Below are 20,848 nucleotides of genomic sequence, written 5' to 3' on the forward strand. Positions count from 1 at the left end.
TTATCCTTTAAACGATAACTTAGTAGGGTTAAATTTAGGGGTGTTTTTACTCGCCATTAAAAAGCTATTTGCGCCTAGTTGGCATTCACTTTTTGACAGCTGCACCGCATCAAGTTGTTGAAAATCTGACTCAATAACAAGTCGAAATGAAATAGCATTGCCGGCATAGTCTTTGACAATTTTTTTAGCTAATTCAAATAACTTGCCTTTAGGTAACAAGGATTTTGCTTTATCAAAATCGCGGGTACTGATATGGATCTCGATATTAGAAGAAATATCCCATATCTTTTTACCAATTACCGTATCAACACCTAAGCGGGCATGTTGTCCCTCATAAAGGCGTTCACTTGCTAAACATGTTTGCTCTTGTGGCTTCAAATCGTGCCACTTACCTATCATTTGTTTAATGACAACATCACAGCCAAGATATGAGCTCAGTACACTTTTTAAGTCAAAAGCATTGCGAATTTTTCGGCTATAAAGGCCTGAAAAGTGCAACTGATGTTCATCATAACCGCCGCTTAAAAGCCCTAATATTTGCGTGTATGGGTCTTTGTTTTTATCTTTATTTACATGATTTAAAGACGGTTTATATTTTTTCCACGCTCGATAATATAAAGACACCAAACGGTGATTAAACATGTCGTAAAAGTCGCGCATAGTTGTATCTTTATAGCGAAGACGCTGCATCACTAGTTCGCTATAAAATTGAGGCAAAGCGCCCGAGCAACCCGTTAGTCCCATAAAAGAGATCTGCATGTTGACTTTATGTAAGCCATCCTCAAAGCTTGCTTGTTCTAATTTTGTGATAGCGTTACCTGGGTAACCAAATTTTTGAGTTGCGGTAAACTTAATTAACTCTTGCTTTGGACTACTGTCATACCCTACGTAGCGATACTCCAAGCCATGCTTTTTCAGCTGGTTTTCTATAATGAAAACTGCTTTATAAAAGTCAACTTGTGACGCTTGAGAAATAATATGTTGGATCATATTAACGGGCTTTCCCCAACTCGCGCAGGCCATTGGTAATACACTTGCTCTTGTTCTTTTAGCCTTAAACTAACGCGAGTAAAGCTATTAATTGCTGCAAATTGCGCAAAGAAATGATCGAGGATAGAGGCAAAGAAAAACATGCCACTACCTGAAAAGTCATCATTGGCGAAGGTAATTTCAATTTCACTTCCCGTTGCAAAGCTTACTCGCCCTTTTTGGACAACACGAGCCGTTGCGGGTTCTACAACCACACGGTAAATATTATCAATAAGGCCTTTTGTTTGCGGAGATGCTCTAAAGTCATAAAGGCGTAGCACTTCTTTAAGCTTATTACATGCATCATCTCCACTAAACGCGTCGAGCGTTAAATGATTAACTAATTGCCAACGAGTTGCATCGGCTAATATCGGTCTAACTGCATGAGTAAATGGAATTAAACATCTAATTTTTTTAATTACATCGCCGCGCTCTGGCATTAATAAGCCTAGCTCATCGTCTCCAAAAGGCATGCTCGCAGGGAGGTTTCGATTACTGCAATTAGCACGTACGGTTAGGACCGTGTTCCCTTCAGCATAATCCATAGCGCTATTTTCAAATCGTGCATCTACCAATGATAGAAACGATTCGGTGCCTGACTCAACATAACCCCCTGCCCATGAGGCAGTTTCTCTGCGGATATGCCAAAACAAATCATCATGGCCTTGGTATCGTGGATGCGTTTGTCCATAAAACGGACAAACTATTTGTTTATTTCCCTTATGGTCAAAGGCAATTACTTCTGAAATACCAATTACTTCTGAAATCTCAGAGTCCATATAACGCGGCGTTAATTGGTATTCGTATTCGCTCAGCTCAGGGCGAATAGGTTCTAATTCTTGTTCAAACATATTAATTATGGGCGTACACCCCATCAAGAACATGTCTTTGTCTACTTGCTTTTCAAGCTCTGAAGATTCAGCATCAAGATAAATATACACTGTGCATTCATTAGAATTTTTAGGCAACGATGAGTGAATATTTTCAAGTTCAAAAAAACGAAACTTTTCAGGAAAGGTAAAGTTTTCGACGAGTAAGCGATAGCCGGCACTTGATCGCTGCGAATACGGTACAACCGCTTCATTTGCATCAAAGCCAACCGCTTTAAGTTGAGTTTTAGAAAGGTACTTTATTCCCTCATCACCATTATCAAAAGCAATGCCAATAGCGTGCTTAAACAATAATTCATACACTTTAAGCGTATGATGCCATTGGCCATTTATAAATAATCGTAATTTTTCCAGCCCAGTTTCAGCCAGTGATACACCCGGGTATTCACCGGTTAGCTCAAGTTTGAAAATTGACTTTGCTTTCTCATGCCAACGTGGTTTTGGTGCCACAAAAGGACTGTTATCAAATTGCGCACTGGTAATTTCAACAGGCCATAAGTAAGTTTCATAACAGGTTTGAAACTTACATTGCTTCATTGACTCAACATTTGTTTCAACTTCACTCGCTCTTGGAATGACTACTCCCGTGGTTGAGAGGTTTTCAGCCTCTAATTTAACCACCGACATTGAAGGAATAGGCGCTTGATAGTCAGGTAACATTTGCCCTAATAAAGCATCAGTAAGCTCAGGAAAGCTATCATCTAACTTTTGCCTAATATTAGCCGTTAAAAATGCGAACGATTCAATTAATCTAGATACATGAGGGTCTTCAATATGATCATCGCTTAGCTTTAATCGCCCTGCAACTTTAGGGTATTTTTCAGAGAAGTCTTTACCCATATGACGAACAAACGCCAATTCACGATTGTAATATTTTAATAACTCATCGTTCATAAAGAAGCCTCTATAATCTTCATCCCTAAGTTCACAGGCTCAACTTCAGAGTCAAAGCTAATAAACTCTGGCTCTGGATCTGCATATAGTAAAGCGTTTATTCGCAAGTTTAATACTCTATTTACGGGTACTTCATCGTCAGTAAATACCTCAACTTCAATGAACCGAGGCTCAAATTTCAAAATTGTATTTCTAACGGTTTCACATAGCAGTGCCCGCCCTTCGTGAGAGCTCACCGACATACTCGAAAAGTCAGGTAAACCATACGATAAGCAGGATGTTGCTAACTCTGCATATTGTGCTGGCCACGTGTGCCATTGAATTCGCGCATTTAGCAGCGCTTCTATGTCTCTGCGCACATTTTTTCTCAGCTCACTAATGCTGATCCCCTCAGTACGAGATGGGGCATCCTGAAAGTCTGGCTCATCGTCAATGAGCCTATCTAAAATGGATGCTTGAAGCTGCTGCTTATGCTCTATCATAATTATTTACTATGCTTACTCAGCTGTTTCTAGGACGTTTATTTTAAGGTTTGGAATAGTGATGGCTTCATCGTTGACAAACAACATTTTCATTCCTTTACCTATAATAAATTCGTCTTGAAGTTCTTCCCAATCAGAGACCTGGCCTAGCTTTTCAAGATCTGTATTTGAGTTTGCGTAAACTAGTGGCAAGTGAGCCGTACCTGATGGACCGTCTTTAATAGTAATTTCAACGCGTAACCAAATACCCTCTAATAATGATGTTACAGGTTCTACTTTTAATGTTTCAATTTCATTAAAGTTAGCCAGGTAAAATTCGCCATTCGTGCCTAGCACTTCTAAATAAGGACTTAAGCTATCATCTAAATCTCTAATTGCAGATTGCTCGTCTTCAACACTCTCCAAACGAAGCGCTTCCATTTGTTTTGCAAGACTGGCTGCTTCTGATGTTTCACCTTCAAGCAAAGCAACATGCATTTTTAAAAATAAGGTATCTAGCTCATTGGCTTCATGAAAAAGTTTAGGAATACCCTTACCTTGATAAAAATCTACGCGCGATTGCTGGGCACGAATTAAATGTCTAAGGTTAACTGCACCTACAGCAAACTCTGGGTTCTTTTGCACCATAAAGTCGAGTTGTTTATCTGCTTTTTCAAGCTCGCCATTAATGCAAAGTAATTCAGAATAAATACTTCTAATGTCAAAATTTAAAGGCTCATCTTGCAACTCGGTAGCGCAGCATAATAAAGCATCAGCAAGTTTTCCCTCGCGAATTAAACTGTGTATTTTTTTCATGATTATTCCTTTATTTTATGATGAGGACTGAGCTCTGTTATTAACTTAATACTCGAGACCATTTGGTCTAACTGAAAGTGGGGCTGTAACTGCAAAACCGAAAAGTAATGCCCCGGGTTTGCTTTATTTTCACTTACTTTTATTTTTGCATTACTCAGTGGATATTTGCTTCTAATATGCTCAGACGCGGAATCTGATGCAGTAGTGTAGTTATTTATCCACGCTTGTAAGTCTCTTTCACAGGCCTGTGCTGTGCTGTAAGACCCGACACGATCGCGGGCTAATAATTTTAAATAGTGCGCAAAGCGCGATACACACAAAATGTATTGCAACATAGAAGATAGGCGCGCATTGATATTGGCAGCACTTGAGTCGTAATTTTTTGTTTTTTGAACCGATGCATTACTGTAAAAAACAATATGCTCCGTATTTGTAACCGAAGAAGCTGGGATAAAACCGAGCTCAGAAAATTGCTTTTCAAACTTACTGGTTACTAATAAATCAAGTGGCGGCTTTGCCTCTTTTTGATAGGTATCGTTTGCAAAGCTATCACGAGCAAGCCCTGTTACTAATCCCTTAGAGACTTTGCCTGGCTCTATACCACGAATGTGACCAAACCAACCGCTGTCGCAGTAAGCTCTAATTATTGTTGATACAAACTGATACGCTGCACTGCCCCATAACATATCTGTTTCTGGATTTTTTATTTGTTCTTTGAAGTAAAAATCTTGATGGCGTTTGCCATCATTAACATAAGGCGGCCTAACTAACACATGAGGCAACGTAAAACCCATAAAGCGTGCTTCTTCCATTTTTCTAAAACTTTGCCATTTTATATATTCAGGTTGTTCAAACTGATTAAATAAATCAGAGTAATAACCTAAATCAGAAAAGCTATCAGCACCAAATAAATTAGCCGAAGCCGAACATATAAAAGGAGAAAATGCAGCCGCTGCCGTTCTTGATACCTCTTTTATAGTATCAATATCATTGTAAATAGTGCCTGCTGAGCAACCATTACTGATTTCGTAATCACCAATTACAATACCAAAAGGCTCGCCTCCGGCACTGTCAAACTCGTTTTGATAAAGTAACTGAAAAAACATACTTTGATCAAAATCAATCGCTTTGTTCACGTCTTTTGAGAGCGTTGACCAATCACAATTGAGCAATTTAACTTTTACTTTTTTTTCTTTGTCTTGTTGCTCTGTTTGTAACAATAACCACCATAGATTACGCCAGCTAGCTTCTAAGCGTTGAAAGCTATCTGCATGAATTATGTGGTTGAGTTGCGATGAAATAAGTTGATCGAGTTCAATAATTACACGTTGTAAATAAGGACTCAAAGACTCCTTATTCCAAGAAAGGGGAGAATCAGAAGAGCCTTCAAGCCATAACAATAACGCTTTATCTAGGTTTTTTTCATTTAAAAACCTATCGAGCAAAGCGTCATTATCACTAATTCGAGACTGTGACTTTTGTTGAAAAGTGAAGTCTTGATTTATAAATGAAAACTCTTCGTGATTCATTCTATTGCATCATCCTTAATGCGAGAGAGCGGTATTATTAACCGATCTCTGGGATTTTAGCTACAAGACGTAAAGAAGACGTTAGTTCTTCCATTTGTAACCAAGGTTTCAACCAAGCAACAGCGTTGTAGGCACCAGGTTGACCTGGGATCTCTTTTACAGATACTTTTGCATCTGCAAGAGGGTAACGTGCTCTGATGTCTTGACCACCGCCCTCTGTCGCATTTACATATGACAGGATCCAACGGTTTAACCATGATTCAACGTCTTCAGCTTCCATAAAGCTACCAATCTTGTCACGTGCCATTACTTTTAAGTAATGCGCAAAGCGAGAAGTTGCCATTAAGTATGGTAAACGAGCTGAAATAGCAGCGTTAGCCGTGGCATCAGGCGTTGAGTAAATTTTTGGTTTTTGACAGCTTTGACCGCCAAAGAAAACAGCATAATCAGTATTTTTATAGTGACATAGAGGTAAGAAGCCTAACTGACTTAACTCTGCCTCACGACGATCTGTAATGCCAATTTCTGTTGGACACTTAAGATCTGGATCACCATCATCACTAGTGAATATGTGAGTCGGTAAGCCTTCCACTTTACCGCCACCCTCTGCACCACGAATAGCAGTACAGAAACCGTATTGAGAAAACGCAGCGGTCATGTTAGTTGCCATAGCGTATGCTGCATTACTCCAACAGTAATCACCATTATCAGTGCTCACTGAACGACCGTCTTTTGGCTCAACTTCAAACTCTTCGTAGTTGAACTCTTCAACAGGTTTAGAAGCAGCACCATAAGGTAAACGCGAAAGGAAACGCGGCATAGTAAGTGATACAAAGCGTGAATCATCGCTGTCTCTAAATGAGCGCCATTTAGTGTATTCTAATGATTCAAATACTTTTTCTAAATCGCGTGGCTTAGTAAGCTCTTCCCAATTATCAAAACCGAATAAAGACGGTGAAGAGGCAGCAATAAATGGACAGAATCCAGCTGCAGCCACATTAGACATTAAGCTCAATGTTTCAACATCTTCAGGGTGATTAGTAAATTCAAAGTCACCTACGATAGTGCCATATGGTTCACCACCTGGAGTACCAAATTCAGACTCGTAAATTTTCTTGAAGGTTTGGCTTTGATCAAACTCAACGGCTTTACTTAAATCTTTATGAAGCTCTTTTTTCTTCATGTTTAAAACACGAATTTTTAATGTAGAACTTGTTTCAGAGTTCATCACTAAGTGATGCAAACCGCGCCATGAGCCTTCAAGCTTTTGAAACTCATCCGAGTGCATTACCACACTTAGCTGTTTTGAAATTTTTTGATCGATTAACTGAATAGCTTCATTAAACGTCACAGTCATGTTTTTATTCCATTGAACTGTGCCTTTTAACGCTTCTTCTGTTAATGTTTTTAGTAATTCTTCAGCACGGCTCGACTCTGTTTGTTTAGTCGCGCCAATTGCTTGCTCTAATAGTGAAGAACTTACTTCTGATACCGATTCTGATTCTGTTGCTAATTGTTCAGTGCTCATTTATCAGTCTCCTCTAAGTTAAGTTCTTTAGCCATCGAGTCTAAGCTTGCTGTATTACTTAATACTTCTTCGAGTACATTTTCAAGCTCTTCTGAGCGGTCAATCTTGGTCATCAAGTCACGCAGCTTGTTGCGCGTTTCCATCAATTTGCGTAAAGGCTCTACTTGATTTACAACCGCAGCAGGCTCGAAATCGTCAATCGACTTAAAGTTCAAGTTAACTTCAAACTGAGAACCATCATCCGTTAATGTATTGTCTACTTTTAAACGCAGAGAAGGACTCATACGTTTTAAAACATCATTAAAGTTATCACGATCAATTTGAATAAAACGTCTATCTTTTAGTGGTTTAAGTGCTTCTGTGTTATCACCAGAAAAATCACCCATTACACCTACTACAAAGGGTAATTCTTTTTTTACTGCCGCGCCCTCAGTTTCCACATCATAAGTGATATGTACTCTTGGTTTACGAACTCGTTTTAACTTATCATGGATACTCATTGAGAACTCCTTTTACTATGTTTCAGTTTCGCTGATCTTAATGCCAGACAACTTAAAGTATCCAGTCCTAGCATCACTATCTGTAATTAACTCATTTAATAACTCAGGTAGCGATAATTCGCTCCATCGAATAACTTGTTCTATCGTGTAAGACATTGGTGAATGAGGTTCAGTCTTTCTGAAAAATGTCGCAATTTCTTGAAGTTTTTTTATTGCGTTTTCTCTCGAATCAATCTCATCACTGACACGCTTTTTAGGTTGCGCTGAGTCTGCTTCTATCTCATCCTCAACCACTTCCTCTTCAGGCTCAGCATTTGCCTTATCTAATGCAATTTGTGCTGCTTCAAGTTTATCTGCTGCAACATGATTTACCGCAGCTAAGCTCACTTCTAATGCTTGTTTAATATTAGATGTAGGTTGTGGCTCACCCGTCACCTTATCCATAACCTCACTCAAAGCGGCAAATTTTTCTATCGCATCTTCAATATCATTTTTTAAAGATACAAAAAACTCGGTACTGGTTTCGGCTGCACTTTTTTCAAGCTGTTCAAAATCAACGGCACCTTGGGTTATCTTCTTTTCGCGTTTTTCATCACTTAAACGTGAAATGTCATAACCTTGCTGATATTCCCAAAAAGAAAAAGGATCCATACTGACACTGTCTGTCATGTATATACTTTTAATTGGAATAATTAACGTACCTTCACCAGCACTGCCATTTAAGCCAACTAATGCAGACACTTTGTCTGAAATTTCATCACCGTCATCAAGTGTTGGATAAAGTGACTCAAAATGATGTTCCAAAAGGTGCTTAGCAACACTAAAACCAAACGCAATGCCTTTAAAGCCATGAACGCGGCACAAGCCTTCAATTAGCCAAGCTAGGTATTCTATATCTTTACTTTCGGTTTTAATTGCCTCACTACATTGCTCAAGTAGCGGAATCCAATCTCGAGAAAGCGAAGCAATTCCTTCTTCATCGACTAGCGCATTTCTTTCAGCCGCACGAAGTTGGTTTCTTAAATCTTTTAAGGCGTAGTAAGTAGACGTTGGAGAGACATCTGAGCGCGGATCAATACCTGCAAACTCAGTATCTGAAATAGGGGAAATATACTCTTCAAATAAAAACATTCCATTGTCCTAAATATTATCCATATTCTCTAAAGCTTAGAGCGGAGATAATATTACATTCTTTAAATTAAATTACAAGCTTCAGCACCATTGTGCCGATAAGCTGGCTAATGTTATTTTGTAAATAATTGAAATAACAGTTTTTTGTTCCTGATATATTTACAACTTTTTTTCTTAAATATACTAAAACAGGCTTAATCAGCTACTTAGTGAACAATGGAATCGTTGCCTCATCTTGTAAATTACAAGATTGTATCGATTGATTGGCATCTACATCATCATATTTTACTAATATACAAGTTACGTTATCTTTAGCACCTCTGACTAACGAGGAGTGCATTAAAGCCATTCCTGAATCAATTATGCTACTTGGCTCTAATGACAAACATATGTCCTCATCTGATAATTCACCTGTAAGACCATCTGAACATAATAAAAAGATATCGCCCTTGTTTATCTCACCCTCAATTACATCCACCTTCACTTCATCCATTACGCCCACAGCACGAGTAATAACGTTAGATAATGGGTGGTTTTTAGCTTCTTCAACAGAAATCATTCCCTCGTCGATTAAGTCATTAACTTGACTATGATCTCGAGAAACTTGCGTTAGTTTACCATTGCGTAATAAGTAAGCTCTGCTGTCACCAGCCCATAATATGTAATAGCGCTCATTCTTAACAAACAAAGCTGTTACCGTACTGCCCGCTGTTTTATTGCTTAAGTATTGCGCGCTATATTGATTTAGTTGCTTATTTGCATCTTCTATGGCGCTAATAATGTGGTTTACGGTCAAGTCCTCTAGCCTGAGCTTTTCAACAGTAGTTCTAATCACATCAACCACTAATTGACTAGCAACTTCACCCGCTTCATGCCCACCCATTCCGTCAGCCACGACCCATAAGTTATGGCTGTTAATTTCCACGTGCGCATCTTCATTAAGCTGCCTCACTGCACCTCTATGAGTAATGGCATAACTTGTACTTAAATTACTAATCACTATTCTTTACCTGTGTGTAATTCCATTCCCAATGCTTCCAACGTCCATCTAGCATAGCGGCTACTTGATTAACCGGCGGCAAAGCTGACGTGATCAGTACCATAGGCTTAATATTGCAAGAACCATGAGTCCACCAAACACTGTAATCACCATACTTTTTATGTAAAATCGCATGCATGGCATCTTGTAAAATATGGTCGCTTAACTCAGTGCCTGAAAACTCTAGAGCGATTGCTTGTTTGTTTTTATCTTTTGAATTGGCATAACTTACTTGCTTTTTATTTGCAGCAACGTCACTTAGTGTACTAGCCAGTTCTTTTCGCCAGGAAAACAGATCCACAGAGCCATCAAGTACTTTAAGAACAGCATCTTCGTATTCTAATGAAAAAACACCAGAATGAAGCACATCAACCGGAGCAATATGAGTTGCACGAGTAACAGTGAGTGGATAGTGCCTTCCTACTGCATCCATACTGGGCAATAACGTACCCATAATGCCAGTATCACCAACAATGTTTGGGCTTAATGCAAAGTGCCAAACAGGGCCAGTAAGGTAGCTTTCTTGCCAAACATCACCAAGTTGCTCTTTACTCACAGCAATGGCAGCTTGCAGCCATTGCTCCCAATGCTCTGAAAACTCTTTAGTTACATTATCTTGAACAAAGTCGCCTAAACAAGGAACCTTGCCAAGATAACCAATATCTACAATCGGGTCGGACATGAAAACTTCTCTACACTGCTGTTCCAAAACGGATGCCTGATTGAGCTAGGCAGTAATTCTACTTTTGCGTTGTTACCCATCAAGGAGAAATGTAACTCTAGATCTTGACGTGTTTTGCTACGCTTTTCGCTGAGCTCATCTAGCATTCGATAAAGTGACCACTCACCTTGATAAGTTGTATTAATTGAACGCCCACCGTTTGGCGGTGTAAACACAACGCGAGTTTTACTTTGACCACTAGCGCCAGGCCATACAAAGTTTGTAACTTTGAGTGGACCATGACGGTAAATCATTGACTGGCCATCAATTTCAATCATTAAACTAGATACCGTTTTATCTAAATTAAAAGTACGTAAGCCAAACTCAATTCGGGGTGTATCACTACCACGTTCAAAAAATGCGGTTTGAATTTTGAAAGCATGCTCAAACATTTTTAAGGTGTTATTGCTAATACCAATATCTTTTTCAAATTTCCACGGGCTAGAGCTCATATCCACACTCGGAGCTACATAGCTATTAAAAAAGTTATCTATGGTGCCATTAGGGCCAAAGAAGCGAGTAAAGTCTTTAATGCTGACCTCTTTTTCAGCCTGCGGAGCAAATGGGTAACGCCCCACAATTGCCGCGTTATACTCGCGCAACACTTTGCTTTTCCAAATTTCATTTAAATGTCTGTTGGCACTATTTTTGGTGATGTTGCTAGTATCTCTACTTATATCAAGCAACCAACTATTAAACGGATAAGGCAAATCACTACTTTGGTACTCTAATTGGCGAATAAAACTCGGTTTACTCTTACCACTTATTTGATCTTTAATTGAGTATTTAAGCTGGTCGCCTCGATCAAGTTTAGTTAGGTAAATATTCAACTCTCTTAAGTTTTTCTGAATATTATCAAGCTGCTGAATGTCTATATCGATAATGTCTTCAAACGCCTCTTCGACTTGATAGCCCGGTAGCTCTACCTCAAACTTAGGCGCCTCGTCAGGTAAAAAGCGTTTAATTCGATTTGCTTTCGTTTGCATCGCAACCTTAGCTGCATTAGCGGCAATATCTCCTGCGACCTTTTGGTTTTCAGAGATAGGTAGCTTAGTTAATTGAACATTCTTTTTAACTGCATTGATGATATTTTTTATTGGCGCTTCTGAGCCTGCTAATACATCAGTAATGTTCACACCCTCAGCAGGTGAGCTGTACTGATTAAGACTCAAGTCATCTAAAAACGACTGCCAATAATAAATATAATCTTGAAAATAACGTTGCTCTAGCTTCTTTTCTATCTCTGCTTTAGAAATATCATACGTGCCTGAGGCTTCTTGGCCATACACCCAGCTACTGGCCATTAAGTTGCCAAGCATTTTTCCTTTTTCAATATTAAAAATGCCATGGAAACCGTTAAAAGTGTATAACCCTGGAATACTGCGCGTTAGATCACCATTGTTACGAAACGTAAACTTTTGCGCACTTTCAAAGCTAATAATATCGGTTAATCTAAAAGGCGGAATACTGCTATCAAGAAAATCAGCTTGAAGTCGTTGGTATGCTCTTTCTGCAATCGGTAGTTTCGTAAGTTCTGCACGAGCTACTCGAACCGCCTGATTATCTATTTCAGTTTGTGTTACACCCTCTTTTAACAACGCAGCAATATGATTCATCAGCTCATTACGCGTCTGCATGTTCAAATCACCAGGCAAATTTCTATCTAAATATGCACTAAACCAAACGTAAATATCTTCACTCTCAAAATATTCAGGTTTAAATAACATTAAGTAGCATCTGAGCGTTTCATATAAATAACTCAGATGTTCTGGATGAGCCTCCATTTCCTTTATTAACGTGTTCGCAATAAAGGGCTCTAAATAGGTTTGTAAGGAACGTTTATAAGCATTAGTAGAAGATTCTTTAATTTCAGTAAGCTTATTAAAGCCAACTGAAGATGCATCTTCAGGATCAATTAACTGATCATTGGTTGCTGGCAAGTTTCTCAATGCATTTAATCGGTCATTTAGTACCAGTAGATTATTTCTATCAAAAGATGATACGTCTAATTCTTGGTACGTGGCAATTGCTTCATCTGTGGCATCAATTAAGTTGCTATTCCATGCAAAGCTAAAATACCAAGAAATTGAAAAGCCGAACAAAGCAACACATGCAAGTGACACACTAGCAACTCGAAGCCACTTATTTTGTTTGTCATGGTGTTTGTTGGTACTTGCTAAGTTTTGCTCAGGAAAAATAACGCTCTCTAAAACGTTTTTAATAAAAAAACTTTTAGATTGGTTTATATAATCGGTTTTACCTGCACTAGCATCATTTAAAAAGCTTGAAGGGGTTCCCTCTTGAGTAGCGCTGGTTAAATACACGCCTCTGAACATAGGTAACTCTTCATAAGCGTTAGGAGTAAAAATCTCTTTTAAGAAGTCATCAGCTACCCCTTGTAGTACACGTAGCTGTCTGGGGAATTCAAAGATTTTAGCTCGAATAGCTTCATTACGCTCGTTGATCAGTCGACGGTTTAACATCTCTGTAAGTTTAGAAATTAAAGCGTGAAATTCTTTATTGAATGCATCGACTTGGGTATCTTTGTCTAAATCAAGCTCAAAGGTGATCCCCCAAACTTGCTCACATTCTTCCTCAGTAAGTTCGCCAAAGAACTCCCTGAATCCTTCAATTAAATCTACTTTAGAAAAAATAACATAGACAGGAAATGTCATACCAAGCTGGTTTTGTAGTTCTTGAAGGCGTTGTTTTATAGCTCGTGCATGAAGGTTTCGCTCAGTTTTGGTCTGACTCATAAGTTCAGAAATACCCATACTGATCATTACCCCATTTATAGGGCGTAATGGGCGATGTTTTCTTAGTAACCCGAGAAAGCCTTCCCATGCTCTAGAGTCGTGTTTAGCGTGGCTACTTTGCGTTGTGTAACGACCGGCGGTGTCGATTAATACCGCTTTATTGGTAAACCACCAATCACAATTGCGCGTACCACCAACACCATGCACTAAATCAACTCCAAGCTTATCCTTTAATGGGTAATCTAGGCCTGAGTTATGAATAACCGTTGTTTTACCTGCGCCAGGTGGACCAATCATGATGTACCAAGGTAATTGGTATATATTTTTACCTTTAAATAGTTTTACGTCTTTGAGTAAATCTATGGCTTCATTCATTCTGGTTTTTAAGGTGGTTATTTCTTCGTTAACTTCACTACTGTTTGCATCATTGTTATCTATTAACTCATCTGCCATTTTTTCATCACGTTTGCTTTGCTGCATAAGGCGATAAATTTTAGTCACAGAAAAAACAAGTAGTATCAATAAAATAGTTAGTAGTCTTGCTGCAACACCTGCAAGCGGTACATAATCTGCAATCGCAATTAGGGGACCACCAAACCAAATTAATAATGATAAGGCTAAAAAACCGATAATTAAAATAGCGGTTCGAGACGTTAGTGCGTAGGTTATTTTTTTAAATTTTTGTGAGAAACTCATTACAGCCTCATTAAAATAATAGATCGATTTCAATTCTGCGGTTTAACGACCGAGAAGCTGAATCTGAATTGCTGGCGATAGGCTCTGCTGCGCCCTTTCCTTCTGGCCATAGACGACCGCTCAAATTGGTACTTTTAGCCATTAAATTAGCAACTTGTGTTGCTCTAGCTAAAGATAGATGCCAATTAGAAGGGTACTTATCAGTACTAATTGGTAAGTCATCTGTATGACCTGTTATGAGGACTCGCCCTTTAGTTCCTTCTAGGCTTAACGCTAACTTTTCTAAAATAGGCTGGAATGAAGGGAGAAGTTGTGCGTCTCCTTGCTTAAACAAGTTTTCACTATTAATTGTAATGCGGATCCCATCGGAGGTTTTAGCAACGGCGACAATCCCCATTTTAATCTCTGTTTGCAACAACTGTTCAAGTACGCGTAATTGCTGATCTTTTTTATCAACAGTTTGGTTAACTGCTAAAGGGTGAATACCTGCTAGCTTTTCATTAATCTCTACAACATCGTTATTCAGCTTCATATTTATTGATAAATAGATCATCAATAATATGAGCCCCAATACCGAAAATATGACCCAAAGTGGAACTTGATTTCTCAGTTCAACACCCGCTGCTACTCTTTGCTTCCAGTTTGGAGACAGCTTATTGTTAATTGGCCCATTAAGTTGGTTTAATAAATGATAAAGTTGTGAACGATATTCTTCGATTTTTGTATCACCACCGGCACCTAGGCGATATTTACCTTTAAATCCTAAATTCAAGCAGTGATATTGCAACTCTAAAAATTGTTGATTTCTCTCTGGTTGAGCTAAGCCTGAATCAAGTAGCGTGTAAAAATATTCACCGCCAAAGGTTTCTTTATGAAAGGTAGAAAGTAGGCTTTCATCCGCCCACTCCATTGAACTCCATTTTGAGTTCAATACAGACTCATCAAGAATGGCGCACAAACAATAACGCGAATTATTGATCACCTCTTTTGATAAGTGCTGATTGCGAACTTCTACTTCAAATCGTTTGATAGCCTCAACACAACGATGTTTAAGCGCTGCAAGGTTACTCATTTCAAGCGATTGATTGATTGAAATTACAAGCGAAAAACAATCGGTTGCCGCTTCTAACAAAGGGTTTTTAAATATCGATACTTTGTTACTACCTAATAATTTTGCAGAAGGCGGCTCGACCGACATCACTGTTTTATCAGCATCATTTTGTGCAGGGTTGCTACTTGGCGTATTTCGCCCTAATCGACCTGGGCGAGGTTTGATAATGGTTTCGTCCATTGAAACTCTTCCTTTTAAAAAGTTAAGTTCTTATCGCCCAAAGGCTTAATTGTAGCTCAGGGTAGTTTCCTGAGAGGTGAATGGCAATTCCCCCACTGGAACGCAATTTATCCCAATGTTCACCATGCCTATTTAATTCAAAATAATGAAAACCAGCATGATAAGGAATTTGTCTTGGTGCTGTTGGTAAATTACTAATCGTAATACCTGGAATTTGGTTATTTACCAGATCTCGAATAGTTTCTACACTGCCAATTTTAATTTGTGAAGGTAGAATTTTTCTTAATTCTTCATGAGGCACACTTGCTTTAATTGCTAATACAAATTGGGCTGAATTAAGAATAGACTTATCTTTTAACGCACCAAAAGAAATACCAAATTTACTTTGCTCAAGTTTAATTTCAGTTGCTGTTTGCTCAATAACGTGGCTCAACGACTGATATAAAAAGTTAACCACTTCATTAAATACCTGCCCTAAATTAGTATGGTCATAATTGGGTAATTTAGGCACTCTCTTATTAGCAGTGCTGAAGGTTGATAACTCGCCCGCAAGCTCAATTAAACGACTGTAAAATACATTAGGGTGTAAACTATTGACACTAAGTAAGTTATTAAATATCGCATCATACTTATTTAATGTTTGTAGCATGATAAAATCTGCAACTGAAGAACTTCCTGCATAGCCCTGGCTGAGCCTTGCGGCGATGCTTTCAGCGCGTTGCTTTATCATTGAGCCTATTTCTCTGACTAGCCCTGATAAGGGTTTACATTGCCCTACTTTTAAAGATGGAGGAATATACTTTGCATCTAACTTTATTTGCCCTTCACTACTCACATCTATAATTCTAGCTAAAGGTAATACGATATAGCCTGAGTGATCATCAGACGACAACATCAATTTGCTATACACTTTCGCAACTTGAATAATTTCTTGAGATTGCGCTCCTAATAAATCATCACTCACTGACAGGTCATTGAGTTTATAACGAGTCACTGTATTATCGTCGGCTGAAGATATATTAATCCCGCTATTTTTTAGCGCAGGGATGGCAAGATAAACAACTTCATCAAAAACATCTTTATTAACCACCAGCGGTTCAGGTAGCGACGTTGATTGTGGCATATCTATTGGTAATAAGTCTGGAGTGATTGCTGATAATGCGTCCACGGCAAACTGCCCGCTGTTAAGTAATTCATTATCAATACTTATATCAATTATCCCCCATGGATCAGCAAGGTTGCCACTGCAAACTTGCTTGATAACATTGGAAATATATTTGTCTGCTTGTTGAAAGTGCTGAGGTCTTAAAAACATCCCTTCAGTCCAAGCAACACGAGTGTTATCACCCATTTTAAAAATCCTTTTTTATTGCTCTCTCATGTATGTCGCAATTGCTTCTACATTAACATTGATATCGTCATAGCCGGTAGGGTCAACTTCTATAACCGCTCTCCACCTTGCTTGGTCTATATTTCTATAAGCAACAACAACCCCAACGTAACGAGTATTACGATTAAGGCTCATTTTATATTGCTGCACAGAATCAGGCTGAAGTTCTAATTCATCTTTTTTTAATAAGTCAGGTCCGAGGATCTTTTCTGGTGTGTCGTACAAGCTAAAAAAGTCCTGCGTGTCAAAAATAGTTCTTGAGCTGAGCTCAAAAATTTTCATTACCACTGGAGAAGGACGTTCTGATGTATCTGGATTAACATTTTTAGATACATTAATGATCAGATCGGTAGAAGGGGGTACGATTTTATTCATCGTAGAACATCCCATTACCAAAAATAGTAAACTAAAACTCAATAAGTAGAGCTTAACTTTGTACATTATTTACTTTCCTTTCTAGTGCGTTTCTTTGATTCGATCGTTGTATGCCTTTAAGAAATCATCTGACATTGCCATGGCGCCTTTAGTGTTCACTTCCTGAGAAATATCATCATATAAACTTTGATATAATTTCCAGCATTTAGACTCTATTTGACCGGGGATAATTTTTAACACGTTAGAATTATCGTTTGCCTGTTGATTAATTTGCATGGGAGAAACCTGCGACAACATCCCTTTTAACACGCCATCTGCACCAGCGAGTAATGCATGCTCATGCTTACGTGTGTCTATAAAGCTTTCTTTAATAGATTCATTCGAAGACAGAAAGCTTGCACTATTTTTTATGAACAAGTTCTGAATAACGTCATCAATGTTGGCAGAAAATTTTAATGGATTGTTTTGCTCAGCCTGAAACATCGTATGATTCAATCTTAATTTGTTTTTTACAATAGCGCGTTGACGTAAAGATTCCATAAGCTCAGTGAGCAATAAATTAAGCCCTTGGCCCATTTCAAACCACAGCTTTTCATTATCTAATGAATTTTTAAGTTCATCTTTAATCCCCAACCCTTTTAAAAACGCATCTGATAACGCCTTGTCACTTTGAACCACGTTTTTTACTGGTGCAGACTGTATCTCAGGCTTATGCTCATTAGCGTGGCTACTTGAACGGGGGGGTTCTTGAATAGGCGCAGGGGTATCAACAGGTGCTGATGAATTGCTAACATTATTGCCAATGTCAAAATCATCGGTATTCATAAGGCGCGTTAATTCATCCCAGTCTTCCGGAATATGATTATCAGTTTGTTGCTGCGCAGTCACTGATATCTCAGGCATCGACTCATTCATAATCGAGTCATCGAATGAAGGTATAGACTGCTCAGCCGGTTGAGAATTTTGCGCAGCGAAAGCATCTACTGATTGAAAATGACTTGGAGCAGAATTACTCACATCGGCTTGTTGAGCTGATGTTAGCACCACACTGACTTGAAAATCGCCAATGGTTAACACGTCACTGTCTGACAAACGTTGTTTGTTGCCTTGACCGAGCGGCGCTACGGCAAAATTAATAAATAATCCATTGGTTGAATTATCGTATACGTAAAAAGAGTCACCTTCTTTTTCTATTATGCCGTGTTTACTTGAGATTATTTTTTCGGGATCAGGTAAGTGCCAATCGCACGCTTCAGAGCGACCAAAAGTTAATGAATCTGTTACAGTTTTAGTGGCTTCTATTTCAGGTGAAAGTCTGTGATAACTAGTGATGTTTAGTATCAGTTCCATTTGATAAGTCAGTCCCTTATATCATTATTGTGAACAGGATAAAGTAGAAGCGAAACTATTGTCAACATTGAAATTAACACAAGAAAATATTGCGCTATTGATTTTGTCTCTAAAACAAGACGTTTGATAAACAAATTATACAGCGATGAAATATTTTACCGTAATGCTTTATAACTAGACCGAAAATAGCCTTCTTAGAGACTCCTTCTAGCTTTAAACCGACTTTTTCAATTTACAGTAAGGGGAATTTACCAACAATAATATGTCATTCAGGCATTGCTATAATTGTATATTTTTGTAAAATACATGCTCATATCAGAGGGAAAATTGATAGATAAGCAGAGAATATTTACCTTTGTAATTATTTAACTTAACACAATAAAAGGATTTTTTATGAGCAGTACTAATGATCACAACGATAAAACTCAGATTGCTTCCCTAGACTCAAACGCAAAAAAAACGTCAAACATTCGCAAGCAAAATCTACTTGGCAAAAAAATATCTGGCCGCTATTTAATTGAAGAGCTGATTGGCCAAGGCGGGATGTGTTATATCTATCGGGCGCGCGATACTTTTTTAGAAAACGGTAATCGCTCAGAAGCATCGGTAGCAATTAAAGTACTTCAAGAAGAATTCTCAAGCTCTGAAGAAGCTATCTCACTACTAAAAGATGAAACAGCAAAAACGCAACAGCTTTCCCACCCAAGTATTGTCAAAGTGTACTCAGCAGACTCTGACGGCGATCTATATTATGTCACTATGGAGTTAATTGAAGGGGAAACACTAGAACAAATTATTAAACGAAACAAACCCTCTGGCTTAGCGTTTAAAAAAGCAAAAATTATTTTAAAGCAATTAACTGACGCTCTTGTATATGCCCACTCGCGTGGCGTCATTCATAATGACCTCAAGCCTTCAAATATTATTTTTGATTCTAACGGTAACCTTAAAGTACTTGACTTTGGTATTGCCAAACACAAAAGCTTAGACGATCAATACGCTGTAAAAAATGACAGTGAACTGGCAACAATTGGCGGCTACACCCCAACATATGCAAGTCCTGAACAATTAAAGGGTAGTGAAGCATCAGTAAAAGACGATGTATTTTCTTTTGCATGCATTGCTTATGAACTTCTCAGCAGTAAACACCCATTTAACCGTATTGCTGCAGATAAAGTTCCTAAAAACACAACAGTGAAAAAACCAAGTAACTGCCCTATTCTTTTGTGGAACAATTTAAATAAAGCATTAGTTTTAAATGCGAATCAAAGGCTTGAATCATTAGAGCCCATTTTAAAAAGTCTTACAACAAACTTAAACCCTGCTATTTTTGCTACAGCAGCGAGTATAGCCATTATTGCTTTGATTACGCAAAACTATTACTCAAACTCAGATAATACTAAACAATTACAGGCACAACTCGATAATGCCAAAGCAATTAATCAACAAGTAGAAGCGTGGATGTCTTGGCAGGGGCCAACAATTTTAAACAAACTTGAACAAATCCCGCCACAATATGAAGTGCTTAAACAAGGGTTACTAAGATCAAACCAGCAAAGCATATTAGAGAGCTTTAACGATGAAGCTAATCAGTTTAATAATATCGCTGGTCGTAAATTTAAAGATTTCGATAAAATTATAGCCGTTTACTCTGATGCATTAAATTATTACCCTGACTCAGAAAAACTATCAATGCAATTAGAAAGTGTGCTTAGGGAACGCCAATCAATTATTTTTGATATTACAGCCAGAATCGATTTATTACTCGAACAGTCGCGTTATAACGAGGAGCAGCCAAATAGTATTGCCCACTTGATTTTTGACTTAAAAGAAGTTGATAAAACTTACCGTTATCAGCCTACAGATCTTCACTTTGATAATTTTACAGTTGCGTTAAATACCGCGATAGAAAGTGACGATGTGATCACCCAAAAAGTTCTCTTAAACGTGGGTAAAATCGTTTTTACAAACAACAAAAAAGCGGATGAGTTACTAGCAAATTTAATGCAGCGAGAATCTGCTATTAATGCATTAACTGCGTATCAGCAAAAGATTAATTTAGGCGAACAGGCAGACTTTCCTCGTGCCGATGCCGTGGTGTTTTATGGTCCTAAGTTTCAACGATTCTCTGCTCAGTTAGAAACAATAGAAGATCATAAAGCTTTAATGGAATTCGAAGAATTTATTAAATCTGAATCAACAGCATTACCGGATGACTTCTCACTTTTAATTTCGTTGAGAAAAGAATTGTCGAGACGTTACATCAGTACAGCAAACGATTTAATGAAAAAAAGAATGTATAAAGCCGCTGAACGTTTAGTTGAAAAAAGTGAAGCGATTACTCAGTCGTTAGACAAAATGCTCTAAAAAATGCGTTTATTTATTGTTTAAAAATAACACAGCAGTGATTGAATAACGATTGCATAGCTATTAGACTAAAATCAAAATACAG

Annotated in this window: 16 protein-coding genes; 1 reads left to right on the forward strand and 15 read right to left on the reverse strand. The window is 38.2% G+C overall.

The features are described from left to right. The 15 genes from tssG to tagH form a co-directional block, all read right to left on the reverse strand. On the reverse strand, window positions 1-990 hold the full coding sequence (tssG, locus tag P3J6_RS09260; RefSeq protein WP_010389368.1) for a type VI secretion system baseplate subunit TssG: 990 nt from the start codon (window positions 988-990) through the stop codon (window positions 1-3). Then, entirely contained in the window at window positions 987-2,813 is a 1,827-nt protein-coding gene (tssF, locus tag P3J6_RS09265; RefSeq protein WP_198522821.1) for a type VI secretion system baseplate subunit TssF, read from the reverse strand. Before tssF ends, tssG begins: the two co-directional genes overlap by 4 nt. Continuing rightward, a complete protein-coding gene (gene tssE, locus P3J6_RS09270; protein WP_010389371.1) occupies window positions 2,810-3,295 on the reverse strand; it encodes a type VI secretion system baseplate subunit TssE in 486 nt (161 codons plus the stop codon). Before tssE ends, tssF begins: the two co-directional genes overlap by 4 nt. A gap of 15 nt (window positions 3,296-3,310) precedes the next feature. After that, entirely contained in the window at window positions 3,311-4,090 is a 780-nt protein-coding gene (locus P3J6_RS09275; protein WP_198522822.1) for a type VI secretion system accessory protein TagJ, read from the reverse strand. 2 nt (window positions 4,091-4,092) lie between these two features. Continuing rightward, on the reverse strand, window positions 4,093-5,619 hold the full coding sequence (gene tssC, locus P3J6_RS09280; RefSeq protein ID WP_131692235.1) for a type VI secretion system contractile sheath large subunit: 1,527 nt from the start codon (window positions 5,617-5,619) through the stop codon (window positions 4,093-4,095). Window positions 5,620-5,656: 37 nt separating this feature from the next. Beyond that, window positions 5,657-7,147 (reverse strand): type VI secretion system contractile sheath large subunit, encoded by a 1,491-nt coding sequence (gene tssC, locus P3J6_RS09285; protein WP_010389377.1) that lies wholly within the window; start codon window positions 7,145-7,147, stop codon window positions 5,657-5,659. Beyond that, the gene (gene tssB, locus P3J6_RS09290) at window positions 7,144-7,647 is read right to left on the reverse strand and encodes a type VI secretion system contractile sheath small subunit (protein WP_010389380.1); all 504 of its coding nucleotides are present in this window, start codon (window positions 7,645-7,647) and stop codon (window positions 7,144-7,146) included. Before tssB ends, tssC (P3J6_RS09285) begins: the two co-directional genes overlap by 4 nt. 15 nt (window positions 7,648-7,662) lie before the next feature. Beyond that, entirely contained in the window at window positions 7,663-8,778 is a 1,116-nt protein-coding gene (tssA, locus tag P3J6_RS09295) for a type VI secretion system protein TssA (RefSeq protein WP_138605853.1), read from the reverse strand. 202 nt (window positions 8,779-8,980) lie between these two features. Beyond that, window positions 8,981-9,778: a PP2C family protein-serine/threonine phosphatase gene (locus tag P3J6_RS09300; RefSeq protein ID WP_198522823.1), complete on the reverse strand. Its 798-nt coding sequence runs from the start codon at window positions 9,776-9,778 to the stop codon at window positions 8,981-8,983. After that, on the reverse strand, window positions 9,771-10,499 hold the full coding sequence (tagF, locus tag P3J6_RS09305; protein ID WP_138605849.1) for a type VI secretion system-associated protein TagF: 729 nt from the start codon (window positions 10,497-10,499) through the stop codon (window positions 9,771-9,773). The genes P3J6_RS09300 and tagF overlap by 8 nt, the downstream gene beginning before the upstream one ends. Beyond that, window positions 10,481-13,990 (reverse strand): type VI secretion system membrane subunit TssM, encoded by a 3,510-nt coding sequence (gene tssM / locus P3J6_RS09310; RefSeq protein ID WP_198522824.1) that lies wholly within the window; start codon window positions 13,988-13,990, stop codon window positions 10,481-10,483. Before tssM ends, tagF begins: the two co-directional genes overlap by 19 nt. Window positions 13,991-14,000: 10 nt before the next feature. After that, window positions 14,001-15,281, reverse strand: a complete 1,281-nt coding sequence (gene tssL, locus P3J6_RS09315) for a type VI secretion system protein TssL, long form (RefSeq protein WP_178956945.1) — start codon at window positions 15,279-15,281, stop codon at window positions 14,001-14,003. Window positions 15,282-15,303: 22 nt separating this feature from the next. Continuing rightward, the gene (gene tssK / locus P3J6_RS09320; protein ID WP_138605843.1) at window positions 15,304-16,632 is read right to left on the reverse strand and encodes a type VI secretion system baseplate subunit TssK; all 1,329 of its coding nucleotides are present in this window, start codon (window positions 16,630-16,632) and stop codon (window positions 15,304-15,306) included. Window positions 16,633-16,647: 15 nt separating this feature from the next. Beyond that, window positions 16,648-17,112, reverse strand: a complete 465-nt coding sequence (gene tssJ / locus P3J6_RS09325; RefSeq protein ID WP_138605841.1) for a type VI secretion system lipoprotein TssJ — start codon at window positions 17,110-17,112, stop codon at window positions 16,648-16,650. Window positions 17,113-17,127: 15 nt separating this feature from the next. Further along, window positions 17,128-18,396 (reverse strand): type VI secretion system-associated FHA domain protein TagH, encoded by a 1,269-nt coding sequence (tagH, locus tag P3J6_RS09330; protein ID WP_198522825.1) that lies wholly within the window; start codon window positions 18,394-18,396, stop codon window positions 17,128-17,130. Window positions 18,397-18,789: 393 nt separating this feature from the next. On the opposite strand from tagH, the gene P3J6_RS09335 reads away from it, so the two are divergent. After that, the gene (locus tag P3J6_RS09335) at window positions 18,790-20,763 is read left to right on the forward strand and encodes a serine/threonine-protein kinase (protein WP_138605837.1); all 1,974 of its coding nucleotides are present in this window, start codon (window positions 18,790-18,792) and stop codon (window positions 20,761-20,763) included. The last annotated feature ends 85 nt before the right edge of the window (window positions 20,764-20,848 follow it).

The sequence above is a fragment of the Pseudoalteromonas sp. 3J6 genome, assembly GCF_903995135.1.
Classification (GTDB): Bacteria; Pseudomonadota; Gammaproteobacteria; order Enterobacterales; family Alteromonadaceae; genus Pseudoalteromonas.

Coding starts and splice junctions, on each gene's coding strand:
- tssG (WP_010389368.1), bottom strand. CDS start 990: ATGATCCAACATATTATTTCTCAAGCGTCACAAGTTGACTTTTATAAA.
- tssF (WP_198522821.1), bottom strand. CDS start 2,813: ATGAACGATGAGTTATTAAAATATTACAATCGTGAATTGGCGTTTGTT.
- tssE (WP_010389371.1), bottom strand. CDS start 3,295: ATGATAGAGCATAAGCAGCAGCTTCAAGCATCCATTTTAGATAGGCTC.
- P3J6_RS09275 (WP_198522822.1), bottom strand. CDS start 4,090: ATGAAAAAAATACACAGTTTAATTCGCGAGGGAAAACTTGCTGATGCT.
- tssC (WP_131692235.1), bottom strand. CDS start 5,619: ATGAATCACGAAGAGTTTTCATTTATAAATCAAGACTTCACTTTTCAA.
- tssC (WP_010389377.1), bottom strand. CDS start 7,147: ATGAGCACTGAACAATTAGCAACAGAATCAGAATCGGTATCAGAAGTA.
- tssB (WP_010389380.1), bottom strand. CDS start 7,647: ATGAGTATCCATGATAAGTTAAAACGAGTTCGTAAACCAAGAGTACAT.
- tssA (WP_138605853.1), bottom strand. CDS start 8,778: ATGTTTTTATTTGAAGAGTATATTTCCCCTATTTCAGATACTGAGTTT.
- tagF (WP_138605849.1), bottom strand. CDS start 10,499: ATGTCCGACCCGATTGTAGATATTGGTTATCTTGGCAAGGTTCCTTGT.
- tssM (WP_198522824.1), bottom strand. CDS start 13,990: ATGAGTTTCTCACAAAAATTTAAAAAAATAACCTACGCACTAACGTCT.
- tssL (WP_178956945.1), bottom strand. CDS start 15,281: ATGGACGAAACCATTATCAAACCTCGCCCAGGTCGATTAGGGCGAAAT.
- tssK (WP_138605843.1), bottom strand. CDS start 16,632: ATGGGTGATAACACTCGTGTTGCTTGGACTGAAGGGATGTTTTTAAGA.
- tssJ (WP_138605841.1), bottom strand. CDS start 17,112: ATGTACAAAGTTAAGCTCTACTTATTGAGTTTTAGTTTACTATTTTTG.
- tagH (WP_198522825.1), bottom strand. CDS start 18,396: ATGGAACTGATACTAAACATCACTAGTTATCACAGACTTTCACCTGAA.
- P3J6_RS09335 (WP_138605837.1), top strand. CDS start 18,790: ATGAGCAGTACTAATGATCACAACGATAAAACTCAGATTGCTTCCCTA.